This window comes from Williamsia deligens, assembly GCF_024171765.1.
Lineage (GTDB): Bacteria > Actinomycetota > Actinomycetes > Mycobacteriales > Mycobacteriaceae > Williamsia_A > Williamsia_A deligens.
This window is the reverse complement of record NZ_JAMTCI010000001.1, coordinates 2186926-2203708: the sequence shown is the minus strand read 5'-3', so window position 1 is coordinate 2203708 and position 16783 is coordinate 2186926. Positions and strand designations below refer to the sequence as shown.

The window sequence follows — 16783 nt, the reverse complement described above, 5'->3', positions numbered from 1 at the left end:
CCCGACGGTGCGGGTCCATCTGCAGCTGACGGGGACACCCGGGGCTGTCGACGACGACGTGGTGGCGCTCAGCGGTCTCGGCGTGGACGGCGTCTTCACCTTCGAGGGTCCCCACGACGTGTTCGCACCGTTGGTGCGGGCGAGCGCGGTACCGCAGGCTGCTGGGCTCGACCTGATGACCAACGTCGCCATCGCCGGTCCCCGAAGTCCCCTGCACCTCGCGCACCTGGCGTGGGATCTGCAGTCCTACAGCGGCGGTCGTTTCCGGTTGGGCCTGGGGTCGCAGATCCGACCGCACATCGAGAAGCGGTACGGCGCCACCTGGGGACGGCCCGCGGCACGGCTCGGCGAGACGGTCCGGGCGATCGGGGCGATCTTCGACACGTGGGAGAACGGTGTGCCCCTGGACTTCCGGGGCGAGTTCACCACCCACACCCTGATGCCGCCGAACTTCGTCCCAGCCCCGACCGGCTTCGGCCGGCCCGCCGTGCTCATGGGCGCTCTCGGGCCGGTGATGACCCGCACCGCCGCGGAGGTGGCGGACGGGCTGCTCGTGATGCCGTTCCACAGTCGTCGCCATCTCGTCGACCGCACCCTGCCTGCGGTCGACGCGGGACTCGGCAGCCGCTCCCGGAAGGGCGACTTCGCGGTCGTGGGTCAGGCGATGGTGGCGGTCGGGTCCGACGAGACGTCGCTGCGCGCGGCGGTCGACGGTGTGGCGATGCTCATCGCGTTCTACGGGTCGACACCGGCGTATCGACCGGTGCTGGAGGCGAGCGGGCGGGGTGATCTGCAGCCAGAGCTCAACGCGCTGTCGAAGCAGGGACGCTTCGCCGAGATGCGGGCCCTCGTCACCGACGACGACGTCGCCACGTTCGCCGTCGTCGGCTCACCCGCCGAATGCGCAGCCGAGATCCTCGACCGATTCGGGGAGTTCGCCGCGGACGTCTGCTGCTATTTCCCGCACTACGAGCCGGTCTCGTCCGATCTGTCCGCTCTCGTCCGGCACCTCCAGGAACCGGTCGTACCATCGGCCCGGTGACCGCAGACGCCCCCCTGCATGCTCAGCGTGACCGCGCGGACTCCTTCGGATCCGTGGCGGCCGCCTACGACCGGTATCGCCCGCGCTATCCCGACGCCGTCGTCGACGAGATCGCCGCACTGGCCGCGGGCGGACCTGTCCTCGACGTCGGCGCGGGGACCGGATTGCTCGCGGAGCCACTCCTTCGACGGGGCGTCGACGTGCTCGCCGTCGAACCGGATCCGGAGATGGCGGAGATCGCGCGCGCCAAGGGGATCGTCGTGGAGGAGGCGACGGCCGAGACATGGGAACCCGCGGGCCGACGGTTCTCGCTCGTCACGTTCGCCAACTCCTGGCACTGGGTGGACGTCGACGTGGTCCTCCCGATCCTGCGCGACGTGCTCGTCGACGGCGGCCACCTCGTTCTGCTCTGGCACGCAACAGCTCCCACCGGTCCGTCGAAGGACCGCATCGACGCCGCGTACGCGGACTCCGGCATGCAGGGTGTTGTCGGTCCGTCGGCGACCCCGTCGATCACTGACCAGCTGACGTCGGCGGGGTGGGAGGTCACCGACCACACGTTCACCGGCGAATCGCTGCAGCGGGCCGACGACTGGCTCGACACCGCCTTCACGTACTCGAACCACATCGTGCTCGACGCCGGTGCGGCACAGCGGCTGCGGTCCCGGCTCGCCGATGCCATCGGCCCCGACGGGATCACCGTCACCGCGTTCACCTACTGGATCGAGGCACACCCGGCATGAGCGATCCACTGCACGCCGACCGCACGCTGGCGCTGAGCTTCGGCTCGGAGGCGGAGTCCTACGAGCAGCACCGACCCGATTTCCCACCCGAGATGATGGATGTCGTCGCAGCCCTGGGCCATCGGGTGCTCGACGTCGGATCCGGCACGGGGAAAGCGGCGCGCGCCCTGCTCGACCGCGGTTGCTCGGTCCTCGCGGTCGAACCCGACGTGCACATGGCGACCATCGCCCGACGCAAACACGTCGTGGTCGAGGAGGGCACGTTCGAGGAGTGGGACCCGCGCGGGCGTGTCTTCGACCTCGTCACGTTCGCGCGGTCGTGGCACTGGGTCGACCCGCGGACCGCCGTCGACACACTCACCCGGATCGTCGTGCCCGGTGGTCATGTCGCGCTGATGACCCACGAGGCGAGCTGGTCACTGTTCGCGCACGAACCGGTGAAGTCGGTCGTCGAGCGCTACGTCCGCCCCGACGACACGCCTCGGAGACGGCCCACCGACGAGCGCACCGTCGCGCTGTTCACCGACGCCGGCTTCGACGTCCGCGTCGAGGAGTTCCCGACGACCACGGTGGTCCCCGTCGACGAGTGGCTCGACGCGATGTTCACCTACTCCCGCTTCCTGGTGCTCTCCCCCGAGCAGAAGGTCGAGCTCCGCCGCGACCTCGCCGAGGCCATCGGTGCCGGCCCGGTCACCGTCGAGGGCACCCCGCGCGCGGTGATCACCCACCGTACGCGCTGACGGCAGGCTCGGCGGGGTTTTGGCCCGCTCGGTGTGGGGTTTCGGCACGTTCGGCGACGGGTTTTGGCCCACTCGGCGGGTCAGCGGTCGAGCCAGTGGTCCACGTCGAGGGGGTGTCCCGCCTCGGCGGCGTCGTGGGCACAGGTGAACCCGATGATCGATGAACCGTCGTCGAGGGTGATCGCACCCAGCCCCATCGGCTCGGGCAGTTCGGCGAGGAACGCGCCCAGCGCAGCGGTCGACATCGACCATCGCTCACCGCGGATGCGCCTCCCCTCGACGGCGTCGGCGACGAGCCCCGGTTTCGGTGGCTGCGTCGCCAACTCGACCAGCCGGTAGCGCGGCGCGGTCGTGAGATGCCCGGACCATCGTGCGCCCCGTGAGGTCAGCTGGTGGTCCAACGGCTGGCCGCGCAGGTGTGCGCCGAAGACGGCGAGATCGACCGTCGGGGCCACCGCCTCGGGCCAGCCGGCGGTCTCCGGGTCGTCGCCGACGAACCGCCGGGCGAGGTCGACGACGACCGCGTCGTGGTGTGCCGGGGCCAGCAGGGTGATGCCGAACTGCGCTGTGCCACGGTCACCGTCGTCGACGGATCCGCCGGCACGGCGATCGCCGCGAGGTCGAAGAGGTTGCAGAAGTTCGTGTACGTCCCCATGCGCGCGTTGGTCGCGACGGGATCGGCGGCCACCTCGGCGATCGACGGGTGGAAGGGCGCGGTCGGCACGACCATCGCGTCGCATCCCTCGACATGCGCCATCGCCGCGGTCCGCAGTTCGGTGACACGGCGGCGGTCGGCGAGGAGGTCGACCGCGGAGAACCGGCCCGCCGCGCTGATGATCGTCGCGACCGTGGAATCGAGTGCCCCGACGCGGTGGTCGGACAGCGCCTCGTCGACGTACTCCCCCACCGCGTCGTACCTTTCGGCGACGAGCGCACCGTCGTACAAAAGCGCCGCGGCGGCGAGGAAGTGATCGATGGGGATCTCGCGCACTGTCCAGCCGAGGTCGCGGCACCGCGCGATCGCGTCCTGGAAGGCGTCCCGCCACGCCCCGTCCATCGCCGGCAGGTCAGCCGGGACGGCGACCACCGGCACCGCGGGTGCGGCGAGCGGGAGGTCCGCGGGGAACGGGCGTGGTCCTCCCGCCGCGGCCATGGCGGCCATCGCGGCGTCGGCGGTGGCGACGTCGCGGGCGAGGATCGTCACGCAGTCGTAGCTCGCACATGCCGGCACGACACCCTCGGTGGAGACGACCCCGATGGTCGGCTTGATCCCGACGATCCCCTGCAGCGCCGCGGGTATCCGTCCCGACCCGGCGGTGTCGGTGCCGATGGCGATGTCGGCGACACCGAGGGCGACCGCGACGGCGGAGCCCGAACTCGACCCACCGGAGATGAACTCCGGCCGGCGGCTGTCGCGGACCGCGCCGTGCGGGCTGCGGGTGCCGACCAGGCCGGTCGCGAACTGGTCGAGGTTCGTGGTGCCGAGGACAACGGCGCCCGCCGACGTCAGGGCCGCGACCGCCGGCGCGTCGGTCGCCGCGATGCGGCCGAATCCCGGACACGCGGCGGTCGTGGGCAGCCCGGCGACGTCGACGTTGTTCTTGACCACCAGGATCCGCCCGGCGAGCGGCCCGCCGGCGGCGATGGACGCCGCGTGGTCGCGACGGACGTCCTCACGGGGCCGCAGGTCGACGAAGATCTCGGGGCGGTCGAGGGCGTCGATGCGGTCGAAGAGATCGTCGACGACGTGCGCCGCGGTCTCGCTGTGCAGGAGGTCGGTCACGCCGGCACCCCGGCGGTCGGCGCGGAGGCGAACTCCCCGCTGTCGGACCACCGGCGCCTCTCCTGCGCCCGTGACTCCTCCATGCCGGTCCGGACGGCGACGATGTCGTCGTGCTCGCGGGCGAGGAACGCCCGGTGCTCGGCGAGCGAGAACGACCCCTGTTCGATGGTGACGTCACCGCGGCCGGCCGCGACGTCGGCGCGGAGGTCGAGCAGTTCGTCGGCACCCACCGGATACCACCGGATGCGGTCGAAGTGTCGGAGCAACCAGGGGTGCTCGGGGTCGAAACCCGCTGCCCGCAGGGGATGTCGATGGTTCCACACCTGGGTCGTGCGTCCGACGAACTGGTAGCCGCCGGGGCCCTCCATCCCGTAGACGCACAGGTAGGCGCCGCCGATGCCGACCGCGTTCTCCGGCGTCCAGGTGCGGGCCGGGTTGTACTTCGTGGTCACCAGTCGGTGGCGGGGGTCGAGCGGCGTGGCGACCGGTGCACCGAGGTAGACGTCGCCCAGGCCGAGCACCAGGTACTCCGCGTCGAAGACGATGCGGTGCACGTCGTCGACGGAGTCGAGCCCGTTCATCCTGCGGATGAACTCGATGTTCCACGGGCACCACGGCGCGTCGGACCGGACGCCGAACATGTAGCGCTGGATGGCCTCCCGCGTCGACGGGTCGTCCCAGGACAGCGGCAACGCCACCGACCGGCTGTCCACGACGAGGTCGTCGGCCGCGGGGAGCGCCGCCTCCACCTCGCGGAGCCAGGCGAGCAGGCGCGGCTGCGACCACACGGCCGCATCCACCTTCACCTGCAGCGACCGGATCCCGGGGGTCAGGTCGGTCAGGCCGGGCGGCCGGTGCGCCTCGATGTGGGCGGCGAGCGCATGGACGCGTGCCCGCAGTTCGAGGTCGAGGGACATGTCGCCGTACTCGACGAGGATGTTGTCGTCGCCGCTGCGTCGGTAGGTGACACTGCTCTCGCCGTCGGCGGTGGCGTCGACCGCCAGCACCCCGTTGTCCTCGTCGTGTCCCGCGGACACCACGGTCGCGAACCGCGCGCGACGCTCGGCGCCGAGGGCCGCCGGGCTGGCGGCGTCCTGTGTCCGGACGGGGACGAAGCGCACGGTGTCACCGGCCTTGAGCTGTCCGAGCTTCCAGCGGTCGGCGGTGGTGACCGTGACCGGACAGACGAATCCCCCCAGGCTCGGCCCGTCGGGGCCGAGGAGGATCGGGGTGTCCCCGGTGAAGTCCAGGGCGCCGACGGAGTACGCCGTGTCGTGGATGTTCGACGGGTGCAGGCCCGCCTCGCCGCCGTCGGGTCGGGCCCACGTCGGTTTCGGACCGATGAGCCGCACACCGGTGCGGTCGGAGTTGAAGTGCACCTCGTAGGCCGTGTCGAGGACAGTCGTGATGTCGGCGTCGGTGAAGAACTCCGGCGCCCCGTGGGGTCCCATGGTGACGGCGAGGTCCCAGGCGTTGCCGATGGCCGGGTGCTCGTCGAACTGCACCCGGCGGGGCGTACCGACGACGGCGTCACCGATCGCGAGGGTGTCGCCGTCGGTCAGCGATCGGCCGTCGAGGCCGCCGAACCGCCCGAGCCCGAACGTCGCGACGCTCCCGAGGTACTCCTGCGCGTCCAGGCCTCCCGCGACGGCGATGTACACCCGCATCCCGACGGCCCCCACGGGACCGACGTCGAGGGCGTCGCCGTCACCGACGGTCAGCGGGACCCCCTGCGCGACAGCCCGGGTGGACCCGTCGGATCCGATCGCCGTGACGGTGACGGGCGCCCCGGTCACGGCCACCACGGTCGGCGCGGAGAACCGCAGGCGCGGGCCGACGAGCGTCGCCTCCAACCCTGCTGCGCCCTCCGGGTTGCCGACCGCGACGTTCGCCAGCCGGAACGACAGGTCGTCCATCGGCCCCGACGGCGGGACACCCACACTCCAGTACCCCACACGCCCCGGCCAGTCCTGGATCGTGGTCATCGGGCCCGCCCGCACCACCTCGACCATGCTCACGCGTCCGCCTCCTGCGGGGCGCGGACGACGACGCGCACCGCCGTGGGGTCGAAGCCGTTGCAGGGGTTGTTGATCTGCGGGCAGTTCGAGATGAGGACCAGGGTGTCCACATCGGCCCGCAGTGTCACCGACTTCCCCGGCGCCGACAGGCCGTCGACGATGCCGAGCGTCCCGTCGGGGTCGACCGGGACGTTCATGAAGAAGTTGACGTTGCCGACGATGTCGTTCTTGCCCAACCCGTGTCGCGCGCCCTCGGCGAGGAAGTTCTCGACGCAGGCGTGCTGGTGCTTGGTGTGGTGGCCGTAGCGCAGGGTGTTCGACTCCTGCGAGCAGGCACCGCCGAGTGTGTCGTGGTTGCCCACCTCGTCGGCGACGATCGTCATCAGCGGCCGGGACTCCTGGTCACGGATCACCGTGCCCGTGGTGAGGAAGATCGATCGCTGCGCGGTGATCGTCGCCTGGGCGGAGTAGCGGACCGAGTGGTCGTGCGCACCGTAGAACAGTGTGTCGACGGCCTGGTTGCCGTGCAGGTCGATGAGTTCGATCGTCGCGCCGGCGGGCACGGTCCCGGACCACGCCGCGCGTGGGCCGATCTCGGTGTCGAGCAGGACGTCGGGTGCGAGAGCTGTGGTCATGGTGTCTCCTCGGAGGTCCGGGTCACGGGGTGCGCGGCGGCTCAGGGATGGGCAGCGGAGTGGACGTCTTCCGAGTTCGCCACAGCGCGGGCGTATTCGGGATCGGTGTCACCGGTGCCGGCGACGAGCCCGGCGAGGTCGTCGTGGGCGGACCATGCGAGGACCTCCACCGGCCCGACGTCGAACGTCGGCGACGGGTCCAGCGGGTGGGCCGTGTCGACGATCGCCACGACGCAGGGCAGATGCAGCACGAGGTCGACGTGACGTCCCGGCCCCGCCGAGCCCTCGTCGACGAGGGCGCCGGCGTCGTCGACACGGACGCCGTGGAAGAACGACAGACTCGGCGGGACGTCCGCGGGGCCCATCCCGTGCTTGGCCGCGGCCAGCACGAACAACTCCCGGCCCGCGGGCGACGACGACTGCGGCGTCCCGTCCCCGTAGCGCTCGGTGTTCGTCACCAGCGTCGTCGTCCCGCACAGTGCGTCGTGCCGCCCGGAGGTGTCCTCGACGATCGTGGCGAGCACGCGCCCCTGGTCGCTCAGCAACGGGTGCCCTGCGCCGAGATACGCCTGCCAGGGCACCTTTACGGTGTCGGCGACGCTGAGACGCTCCCACGGTGCGTCGGCACGCCACAGGAGGGTGTGCGCGCAGGCCGTCCCGTCGACGTCGGTGAGGCGCAGTCGCGTCCCCCGGCCGAGCACCTTGACGGTGTACCGGCCCCCGGGCACGGTCTCCGCCCAGGTCATCCGCCCGGCATCGACACCCTCGGGTGGGTGCGGCCACGCCGACGCCGGGACCACGGGCATCGGCCCGTCTGCGGCTGCCGCCTGCGCGCGGGCGTGTGCCCGGGCACCGGCCGTGGAGGCCGTCTGGTCGTCGTGGGTGACGGTCATCGGGCCACCGCCGCGGTGGGTGCCGTCGCGACGGGTGCGGACTTCGCGCGGATGCGGAGGTAGGCCAGCGCACCGACCACCAGCGTCGCCGCGACGAAGATGATCGCGAAGTAGTGCAGGAACCACGACTGGCCGTCGGGGTCGTAGACCTCCTGGCGGGGCCAGGCGATGTTGACCATGAGCGCGGCACCCATCACGACGGCGACCGCGTTGACGACGATCCCCCAGCGACCCAGCGAGAAGACACCCGGACCGAAATCGAGACGGCGACCGCGGATCCGGTGCACCAGGGCGGGCACCGTCACCATGAGATAGGCGATGTAGACGATGACCACCGAGACGCTGGTGATGGCGGCGAAGACACCGGCCTGACCGAGGTTGACCAGGAGCACCACGATCGCGAGAGCGCTGACCACCATGCCGGTGTTGATGGGAGTCCCGGTGCGGGGGTGGACCCGGGCGAGGAAGTCGGAGAACGGGAGTCGGCCGTCACGGGCCATCGAGAACATCACCCGCGACGCCGACGCCTGGATGGCGAGGGTGGCCGAGAAGATCGCGATCGCGACGATGGTCAGCAGCGTCCGACCCATCCAGGTGTCGAGCTGGCTGGTGATGACGTAGGCGATCCCGTCGGCCGACAACTCCGGCGCACCGAGTGACGGCGCCGCCATCAGAGTCGCGAGGATCATCAGTCCGCCACCCACCGCGGAGACGAGCAGCGCGGCGATGATGGCCTTGGGAGCGGTGCGGCGCGGATCGGTCGTCTCCTCGGACAGCTCTGCGGCGGAGTCGAATCCGTACATCACGTAGGCGGCCATCAGCATCGACGCCAGGAACGCCGGGACGTAGCCGAGACCCGACCCGTGCCCGCCGGTGTCGGTGATGGCGGCGACGGGACTGCGCTCGGCGTGGGCGAACATCAGTCCGACGAGCACGATCACGCCGACGATCTCGATGCTGACGCCGATGACGGTGACCTTGCCCATGAACGAGACACCGATGGCGCTGATCAGCGTGCACAGCGCGATGGTGATGGTGCCCAGGATGATCGCGTTGGTCGCGCCCGAGACGGTGGCGAGCCCGGTGTCGGTGCCGACCAGCTGGAAACCGGACCAGATGGACGGTAGGACGCTCTGCATGGCGATCGCGAGTGCGGCGACGGACACGATGTACCCGACGAGCATGAACCAGCCGGCGAACCATCCGACCGTCTCACCGGCCAGTCGTCGCGACCACTGGTAGACCGCGCCGGCGACCGGGAACTTGCCCGACAGCTCGGCGAACACCAGGCAGACACAGAACTGGCAGACGAACACGATCGGCCAGGTGAAGAAGAACGCCGGACCACCGAGCCCGAAGCCCAGGGCGAACAGCGCGAACACCGTCGTCAGGATGGAGACGAACGAGAACCCGGCCGCGAAGGCGGCGTAGGAGCCGATCCCGCGGTGCAGCTGCTGGGTGTACCCGAGTTCGGCGAGCGCGTCGGAGTCGGCGCTGGACGAGATGGGTGGCGGCGGACCGTCGGGGGTCGGGGACCCTCCCCGGGAATCGACTGCGGTCATGGGACTACTCCTGACGAGCACGGGATGTGGATGTCCGCCGCGGCCTCGAGGCGGTTTTCTGTCGAGTGATCGAAAAGGTAGTGACTCCGACGTGTCCTGCGGTTTCCCCTTTGTGAACGTCGTGTCAACGAGTGCTCACCCGGCGCCGGGCCGACGGTGCTCGGTAGCGTGGGCGCCCGTGAGCTCCCCTCAGACGCCCGCACGGGGCCGTCCACGTCTGGTGCCCCGGCGCCGGGTCGGTGGGACACCGCAGGACGAGATCCTCGACGCCGCGGGCGAACTCTTCACCGACAACGGATACGCGGGGACGTCGACACGGGCCATCGCCGAGGCCGTCGGACTGCGGCAGGCGTCGCTCTATCACCACTTCTCCACCAAGGAGGACATCCTCGTCGCGCTGCTGCGCGACACGGTGGTCCCGACCCTCGAGTTCGCGCGAGGACTGGATGCGACGCTCCCCGCCCGGGACCAGTTGGCCCACGTGGTCCGGTTCGACGTGACCCAGCTCGTCACCTCGCGATGGAATCTCGGGGTGCTCTATCTCCTCCCCGAGATCCGCACGGCCACCTTCGACGCGTTCCGCGCCGAGCGTCTGGCGCTGCGCGACCTCTATCGGGCGCTGTCCGCCGAGGTCCTCGGAACCGACACCGCCGACACCCGCACCGCGTTGCCGTTCCGCCTCGTGGAGTCGGTCATCGGACTGCGCTCGGACGGCGAGATCACGGCGTCGGATGCCGATGCACTCGCGGCGTCCGTCGTCGCCGCCGTCGAACGCATCCTCGTCGACGACACTCGCCGGTAGGTTGGCTTCCAGAGCGCTCGACGACCCGTCGACCGCGGGATGCGATGGAGGATCCGATGGCGGAACTGAACGTGGTGGCGACGATCTCGGCCAAGGAGGGCACCGCGGATCGCGTCGGCGCCGCACTGAGGACGCTCGCCGAGGCATCGCGCGGTGACGCCGGCTGCATCGCGTACGAGGCGTACGAATCCGCGAGCACGCCGGGGACGTTCGTCACCGTCGAGAAGTGGGAGAGCCAGGAGTCGTTGGACGCCCACATGGCCGCACCGCATGTCGCCGAGGCGTTCTCGACCCTGGGAGACGCACTCGAGAACGTCGCGATCCACCCGCTGAAGTCCTACTGACGCAGCACCTCTCGACGCGCGCCGTTGCGGGCAGGAGATCTCGGCGTGGTTCAGCGGGGCGTGAGGCCGCGCAGGACCACGCCGAGGTACTCGTCGGCGACGCGGTCGGCGTCGAGCACACCGCCCGGCCGGTACCAGCGCACGGCGACCCAGACGGTGTCGCGGAGGAACCGGTAGACGAGCTCGACGTCCAGGTCGGACCGGAACGTCCCGTCCTCGACCCCGTTGCGCAACACCGTCTCCCACAGACCGCGGAACTCCCGGTTGCGGTCGCCGATGTAGCCGAACCGCTCCTGCGTCGACAGGCGCTTGGCCTCGTCCTGGTAGATCGCGACGGCGTGGTGGTAGCGGTCGATGCACTCGAACGAGGCGACGACGAGATCGGTGAGGGTGACGTCCGCGGGACGACCGGCGTCGACGATCTCGTGGTACCGGGCGAACAGTGGGTCCAGGAACCCCCGCAGGATCTCGTCGACCATCGACTCCTTGGAGTCGAAGTGGTGGTACAGGCTGCCCGAGAGGATGCCGGCGGAGTCGGCGATGTCGCGGACGGTCGTGGACCTCAGGCCCTGCTCGGCGAACATCCGCCCGGCCAGCGCCAGCAACTCGTCACGCCGCGTCGATCGGGTCGGGGCGTCGGACGGCACCGGCCCACCCTAGCAACCGCTTGGGTGGGCCGGGCCGGGTCGTGCGGGTGCCCTCAGCGCTTGTTGCGCTTGGTGGCCCGCTTGGTGATCGCCCGCCACATGGCGAGCTGCCCGTCGGCCGAGCGCCGGTCGGAGCCGGTGAACGGCGCGGACATGAGTCGGCCGAAGCTGATGGGCATCCGCGAGTGGGTCACCGCGCGGGCGTGGGAGAACGTGGCGAACCCGAAATGCCCGTGATAGCTGCCCATGCCGCTGTTGCCGACGCCGCCGAACGGGAGTGATCCGCTGAGCAGGTTGAGCGCGAAGTCGTTGCCGTTCACCGATCCCGACCGTGTCGTGTCCTGCAGCTGCTGGTAGCGCGCGTTGTCCGGCCCGTACCAGTACATGGTGAGCGGGTGCGGGTGGGCGGTGATGTGGTCGACCGCCTCGGACAGGTCCTGGTACGGGTAGACCGTGAGGACCGGGCCGAAGACCTCGTCGTCCTCGATGTCGCTGCCCGGTGCGACGTTCGTGAGCACCGTCGGCGGGATCTTGCGGGTCGTCGCGTCGGGGAGGGACTCGCCCGGCGGGATCACCTGACGCCGGTCGGCGCCCCGCGCCACGGCGTCGTCGATGAGACCCACGATCCGGGTGTAGTTCTTCTCGTTGATGGTCGCCGTGTACTGCGGGTTGTCGGCGATGCTCGGGTTCGCGGTGCGCCACCGGGCGACGACCGCGTCGACGAACTCCTCGAGACGGTGCGCGGGGACGAAGGCGTAGTCGGGGCAGAGGCACACCTGACCCGAGTTGACGAGCTTCGCGTCGGCGAGACGTGCTGCGGCGGCGGGGATGTCGGCGTCGACGTCGACCACGACGGGGTTCTTGCCGCCGAGCTCGAGGGTGACGGGCACCAGGTTCTTGCCGGCGTCCGCCGCGACGGAGCGACCGACCTCGGGCGAGCCCGTGAAGAAGAGGTGGTCGAGCTGGAGCTTGGCGAAGTCGGCGCCACCACCGTGCTCCGGTGTGAGCACCGCGAGCTCCTCGACCGAGAAGTAGTCGGGCGCATGGGCGGCGAGCACCGCGGTGGTCCGGGCGGTGACCGACGACGGCCGCATCATGACGCGGTTGCCCGCGGCCAGTGCCGCACCCGCGGGGACGATCGTGAGCTGGAGCGGGAAGTTCCAGGGGCCGATGATGCCGACGACCCCGAGCGGGTCGTGGCGGATGCGCTGGGCGAACCCGGCGATCGACGCGGCCTTGGCCACCTTCTCGGTCGCCATCCACTTGCGCACGTGACGCCGCTGATCGGCCAGGTCGATCATGCAGCCGGCGACGTCGGTGGAGATGGAGAGCTCCCGCGGACGCGACCCGAAGTCGACGCGCAGGGCCTCGGCGATCTCGTCGGCGTTGTCGAGCAGGAGCGACGCGAGCCGGTTGATGCGGTCGATGCGGGTGCGCGCATCCGGGATGCCGTCGCGCAGGAAAGCGGCACGCTGCGTGTCGAGGATCTCCTGGAGCGACATGCCGGCGGCGGACCGGGGGCGGATCGGGGCGACCGTCGCGGACCGGTCGGCACCTGCCTGTCGCGGCGAGGTGTACGGGCGGGTGGCCGGTTCGGTCATGTGTCGATCTCCTTCGACCGTGCAATGAAACAAATTCTGCGATGTGTCGCTTTGACAGTATGCGCCACGTCACACCCGTCGCGCCAGGGGGCCTCTACGCTCGGCCGTGTGGCGGACATCCTGGTGCTCATCGGTCTGTGGTCGACCGCGATCGGTGCGGTGTCCGGATTCGCCGTGACGCTCATGGTCGAGAAGCCCGATGCGCTGGCCAAGGTCGGGGTCCAGCACCCGCGGCGGGTGCTCCAGCTGCATCTCGACTGGGTGATCATGGGCGTGCTCATGGTCGCCGTCGGGGCGGTCGGGCACGACTCCCCCGCCTGGTCGCTGGTGCTCGTGGCGATCGGCGGGATCATCAACCCGGTGCTGTTCGCGCCACTCGCGTTCCGTGCCGAGATCCAGCAGAACCTGCTCTACAAGGCAGTCTCAGGCCTGTCGTTCGTGGCGTTGTCGCTGGGGTTGGTGGTCGTCGCCGTCGCCCAGACCGCGGCCCACTGACCGCTCACGCCGGCACCACCCCGACCCCCACCCCCACCCCGTCGAGTGGGCGGTTGACGACGTCGACTGGGCGGTTACGAACGTCGACTGGGCGGTTGACGACGCGCGGACTGCTCGGCCGCCCACTCGATGTCTCCAACTGCCCACTCGACGTCGTCAAACGCCCACTCGACGTGTGTAAACGCCCACTCGACGGGTGGGGTGACGGGCTGGGAGGTCAGCCGAGGCGTTCGATGATGGTGACGTTGGCGGTCCCGCCGCCTTCGCACATTGTCTGCAGCCCGTAGCGGCCGCCGGTGCGCTCGAGTTCGTTCAGCAGTGTGGCGAAGAGCTTCGCGCCGGTCGCGCCGAGCGGGTGGCCGAGCGCGATGCCGCCGCCGTTCGGGTTCACCCGGGACGGGTCGGCCCCGATCTCCTTGAGCCACGCCAGCACGACGGGCGCGAACGCCTCGTTGATCTCGACGACGTCGATGTCGTCGATCGAGAGCCCCGTCTTCGCCAGAGCGTGCTTCGTGGCGGGGATCGGCGCCGACAGCATCATGATCGGGTCGTCGCCGCGCACCGTCATGTGGTGGATGCGGGCGCGCGGGGTGAGGCCGTGGTCCTTCAGCGCGGCCTCGGAGACGACGAGCGCCGCCGACGACCCGTCGCAGATCTGCGATGCGACTGCCGCTGTCAACGACGATCCTTCCGCGAGCACGGGTAGTCCGGCCATCTTCTCCAGCGACGTCTCGCGTGGGCACTCGTCGACGACGCAGTCGCCCAGCGGGACGTTCTCGCGGTCGAAGCGCCCCTCGGCGATCGCGGCGCGGGCACGCTCGTGGCTCTGCAGCGCCCATCGCTCCATGTCCTCGCGGCTGATGTCCCACTTCCGCGCCATCATGTCGGCGCCGTGGAACTGGGAGATCTCGGCGTCGCCGAAGCGTTCCTGCCATCCGACGGAGCCCTGGAAGGGATTGTCGAAGCCGTACTGCGCGCCGGCGATCATCGCCGCGGAGATCGGGATGGCGCTCATGTTCTGCAGGCCGCCGGCGAGCACCACGTCCTGCGTCCCACTCATCACCGCCTGCGCGGCGAAGTGGATCGCCTGCTGCGACGACCCGCACTGACGGTCCACGGTGGTGCCGGGGACGGCGAGCGGTCCGCCCGCGGCGAGCCAGGCCGATCGTGCGACGTTGCCGGCCTGCGGGCCGATGGTGTCGACGCAGCCGAACACCACGTCGTCGATGGCGTTCGGGTCGATGCCCGTGCGTTCGAGGACGGCGGTGATGACGTGCGCACCGAGGTCGATGGGGTTGACCTTCGCCAACGACCCGTTGCGTCTGCCGACGGGCGTCCGTACCGCGTCGACGATGTAGGCCTGGGGTGTGCTCATGGCGTGTTCCTCTGCGATCGCGGTCGGGCTCAGGCCCGTTGGCTGGAGACCGACACGATCTCCCCGGTGAGATAGGTGGTGTAGTCGCTGGCGAGCATCGCGATGGTGGCGGCGATCTCCCACACCTCGGCGGCGCGGCCGTACGCCTCACGCGAGGCGAGTTCGTCGAGGAGTTCGTCGCTGGTGACCTTGGCCAGGAAGGGGTGCTTGGCGATCGACGGTGCTACGGCGTTGATCCGCACACCGTGCTCGGCGGCCTCGATCGCCGAACAGCGTGTCAGCGCCATGACACCCGCCTTGGCCGCCGCGTAGTGCGCCTGCCCGTGCTGGGCGCGCCAGCCGAGGACGGACGCGTTGTTGACGATGACACCGCCGTGCTCGACACCCGAGAAATACCGCAGCGCAGCGCGAGTGGAGCGGAAGGTGCTGGTCAGGGTGATGTCGAGGACGCGGTCCCACTGCTCGTCGGTCATGTCGACGACGGGCGTCTCCCCGCCGAGGCCCGCGTTGTTGACGACGACGTCGATGCGACCGAGGGCGTCCGCGGAGCCTGCGATCAATGCGTCGACGGCGGCGGTGCTCGACACATCGCACACCACCGAGGCGACCTGTTGATCCGGGAACTCCCCGGTCAGCTTCTCCACGGTCTCGCCGAGCCGGCGTTCGTGGAAGTCGCTGACGACGACGTCGGCGCCCTCCAGCAACGCCCGACGCGCGGTGGCGAAACCGATGCCGGTACCGGCGGCCGCGGTGACGACGACCTTGCGGCCCGCCAGCAGTCCGTGCCCGGGGATCTCGGCGGGCGGTGTGGCCAACGAGAACTCGGTCATGGGCGCGCCTCTCGCGGCAGGCCGAGCACGCGCTCGGCGATGATGGTGCGCTGCACCTCGTTCGACCCTCCGTAGATCGTGTCGGCGCGGGAGAAGAGGAACAGGCGTTGCCACTCACCCAACTCGACGCGCTCGGGTGTGGTGATGTCGTTGGCGACACCCTCGGTGGTCGCGTCGGGTGCGACCAGCCCCGGCGCGCCCTGCACGGCCATGGCCAACTCGCCGAGGTCGCGATGCCAGTTCGCCCACAACAGCTTCGAGACCGACGCCTGGCCACCCGCGCCGCCGGTGTCGACCTCGGCGAGTGTCCTGCGGGCGTGCGCGCGCATCGCCCGCAGACCGATCCTCGAGCGGACGATCCGTTCCCGGATGCGGGGATCGTCGGCGGTCCCGTTCTCGCGGGCCATCGCCACCACCCGATCCAGTTCCCGCGCGAAGCCGACCTGCTGGCCGAGCGTCGACACACCCCGCTCGAACTCGAGCAGCCCCATCGCCACCCGCCACCCGTCACCGGGCTCCCCGACGATGAGGTCGGCGTCGGTCACGGCGTCGTCGAAGAAGACCTCGTTGAACTCCGATGTGCCGGTGAGCTGTTGGATCGGCCGGACGGTGACGCCGGGCTGGTCGAGCGGGACGAGCAGGAAGCCGAGGCCCTTGTGTCGGCTCGATCCGCGCTCCACGCGGCACAGCACGAACACCCACTGCGCGACATGCGCCAGCGAGGTCCAGATCTTCTGGCCGTTGATGACCCACCGGCCGTCCTCGAGGCGGGCCGTCGTCGCGACGTTGGCCAGGTCCGAGCCGGCACCGGGTTCGGAGTACCCCTGCGACCACAGCTGCGTCACGTCGGCGATCCCCGGCAGGAACCGCTCCCGCTGCGCGTCGGTGCCGAACGCGATGAGCGTCGGGCCGAGGAGCTCCTCACCGAGGTGGTTCACCCGCGCCGGCGCCTGCGCGCGGGCGTACTCGGTGTGGAAGACGATGCGTTGGGCGATGGTGGCGTTGCGCCCACCGAACTCCGTGGGCCATCCCAGGCAGGTCCAGCCCGCGGCGGCGAGGTGGCGGTCCCAGGCGAGTCGCTCGGTGAAGAACTCGTGCTCGCTGCCCGGGCCACCGCGACCACGCAGGTGCGCGAACTCGCCGGTGAGGTTCTCCTCGAGCCACGACCGGACGCGCTGCGCGAACTCATCGTCCGAGACGCTCAGTCGACCCAGGTCGACGGCACGATCGGCGAGGTCGGTCACGGTCATGGCGCCCAGGATAACCTACCAAG

15 protein-coding genes and 1 pseudogene are annotated in these 16783 nt (G+C 70.5%); 6 read left to right on the top strand and 10 right to left on the bottom strand.

Annotation, left to right across the window (positions count from 1 at the left end):
- Positions 1 to 7: 7 nt before the first annotated feature.
- The 3 genes from LX14_RS10365 to LX14_RS10355 are packed head-to-tail and all read left to right on the top strand — an operon-like array spanning position 8 to position 2525.
- Positions 8 to 1042: a TIGR03617 family F420-dependent LLM class oxidoreductase gene (locus LX14_RS10365; protein WP_253647123.1), complete on the top strand. Its 1035-nt coding sequence runs from the start codon at positions 8 to 10 to the stop codon at positions 1040 to 1042.
- On the top strand, positions 1039 to 1785 hold the full coding sequence (locus tag LX14_RS10360; protein WP_253647122.1) for a class I SAM-dependent methyltransferase: 747 nt from the start codon (positions 1039 to 1041) through the stop codon (positions 1783 to 1785). Before LX14_RS10365 ends, LX14_RS10360 begins: the two co-directional genes overlap by 4 nt.
- Positions 1782 to 2525, top strand: a complete 744-nt coding sequence (locus LX14_RS10355; protein WP_253647121.1) for a class I SAM-dependent methyltransferase — start codon at positions 1782 to 1784, stop codon at positions 2523 to 2525. The genes LX14_RS10360 and LX14_RS10355 overlap by 4 nt, the downstream gene beginning before the upstream one ends.
- Before the next feature lie 80 nt (positions 2526 to 2605).
- Here the strand turns inward: LX14_RS10355 and atzF are convergent.
- The 5 genes and pseudogenes from atzF to LX14_RS10330 all read right to left on the bottom strand — a co-directional run bounded on the left by atzF (position 2606) and on the right by LX14_RS10330 (position 9416).
- A pseudogene (atzF, locus tag LX14_RS10350) lies at positions 2606 to 4296 on the bottom strand (allophanate hydrolase).
- Between the two features lie 8 nt (positions 4297 to 4304).
- Positions 4305 to 6320, bottom strand: a complete 2016-nt coding sequence (locus LX14_RS10345) for a 5-oxoprolinase/urea amidolyase family protein (protein ID WP_253647971.1) — start codon at positions 6318 to 6320, stop codon at positions 4305 to 4307.
- Between the two features lie 2 nt (positions 6321 to 6322).
- Entirely contained in the window at positions 6323 to 6961 is a 639-nt protein-coding gene (locus LX14_RS10340) for an urea amidolyase associated protein UAAP2 (protein ID WP_253647120.1), read from the bottom strand.
- Positions 6962 to 7002: 41 nt separating this feature from the next.
- Positions 7003 to 7854 carry an urea amidolyase associated protein UAAP1 gene (locus LX14_RS10335; RefSeq protein ID WP_253647119.1) on the bottom strand — a complete coding sequence of 284 codons (852 nt, stop codon included), beginning with the start codon at positions 7852 to 7854 and terminating at the stop codon, positions 7003 to 7005.
- Positions 7851 to 9416, bottom strand: a complete 1566-nt coding sequence (locus tag LX14_RS10330) for an amino acid permease (protein ID WP_253647118.1) — start codon at positions 9414 to 9416, stop codon at positions 7851 to 7853. Before LX14_RS10330 ends, LX14_RS10335 begins: the two co-directional genes overlap by 4 nt.
- Before the next feature lie 178 nt (positions 9417 to 9594).
- Here LX14_RS10330 and LX14_RS10325 point away from each other — a divergent pair, with 178 nt between their 5' ends.
- A complete protein-coding gene (locus LX14_RS10325; RefSeq protein WP_253647117.1) occupies positions 9595 to 10218 on the top strand; it encodes a TetR/AcrR family transcriptional regulator in 624 nt (207 codons plus the stop codon).
- 56 nt (positions 10219 to 10274) lie between these two features.
- Positions 10275 to 10562, top strand: coding sequence for a putative quinol monooxygenase (locus LX14_RS10320; RefSeq protein ID WP_253647116.1), 288 nt, complete (start codon positions 10275 to 10277; stop codon positions 10560 to 10562).
- Positions 10563 to 10612: 50 nt separating this feature from the next.
- On the opposite strand, the gene LX14_RS10315 is transcribed toward LX14_RS10320, so the two are convergent.
- Both LX14_RS10315 and LX14_RS10310 read right to left on the bottom strand, forming a co-directional pair.
- Positions 10613 to 11209, bottom strand: a complete 597-nt coding sequence (locus LX14_RS10315; protein ID WP_308214090.1) for a TetR/AcrR family transcriptional regulator — start codon at positions 11207 to 11209, stop codon at positions 10613 to 10615.
- Between the two features lie 53 nt (positions 11210 to 11262).
- Positions 11263 to 12810: an aldehyde dehydrogenase family protein gene (locus LX14_RS10310; protein WP_253647115.1), complete on the bottom strand. Its 1548-nt coding sequence runs from the start codon at positions 12808 to 12810 to the stop codon at positions 11263 to 11265.
- Positions 12811 to 12918: 108 nt separating this feature from the next.
- On the opposite strand from LX14_RS10310, the gene LX14_RS10305 reads away from it, so the two are divergent.
- Positions 12919 to 13305 carry a hypothetical protein gene (locus tag LX14_RS10305; RefSeq protein ID WP_253647114.1) on the top strand — a complete coding sequence of 129 codons (387 nt, stop codon included), beginning with the start codon at positions 12919 to 12921 and terminating at the stop codon, positions 13303 to 13305.
- A 217-nt stretch (positions 13306 to 13522) separates the two neighbouring features.
- On the opposite strand, the gene LX14_RS10300 is transcribed toward LX14_RS10305, so the two are convergent.
- From LX14_RS10300 to LX14_RS10290, 3 genes are read right to left on the bottom strand one after another with little or no spacing between them, the layout of a single operon-like run.
- Positions 13523 to 14680, bottom strand: a complete 1158-nt coding sequence (locus tag LX14_RS10300; protein WP_253647113.1) for an acetyl-CoA C-acetyltransferase — start codon at positions 14678 to 14680, stop codon at positions 13523 to 13525.
- A 29-nt stretch (positions 14681 to 14709) separates the two neighbouring features.
- The gene (locus tag LX14_RS10295) at positions 14710 to 15510 is read right to left on the bottom strand and encodes an SDR family oxidoreductase (RefSeq protein ID WP_253647112.1); all 801 of its coding nucleotides are present in this window, start codon (positions 15508 to 15510) and stop codon (positions 14710 to 14712) included.
- On the bottom strand, positions 15507 to 16760 hold the full coding sequence (locus tag LX14_RS10290; RefSeq protein WP_253647111.1) for an acyl-CoA dehydrogenase family protein: 1254 nt from the start codon (positions 16758 to 16760) through the stop codon (positions 15507 to 15509). The genes LX14_RS10295 and LX14_RS10290 overlap by 4 nt, the downstream gene beginning before the upstream one ends.
- Positions 16761 to 16783: the final 23 nt, after the last annotated feature.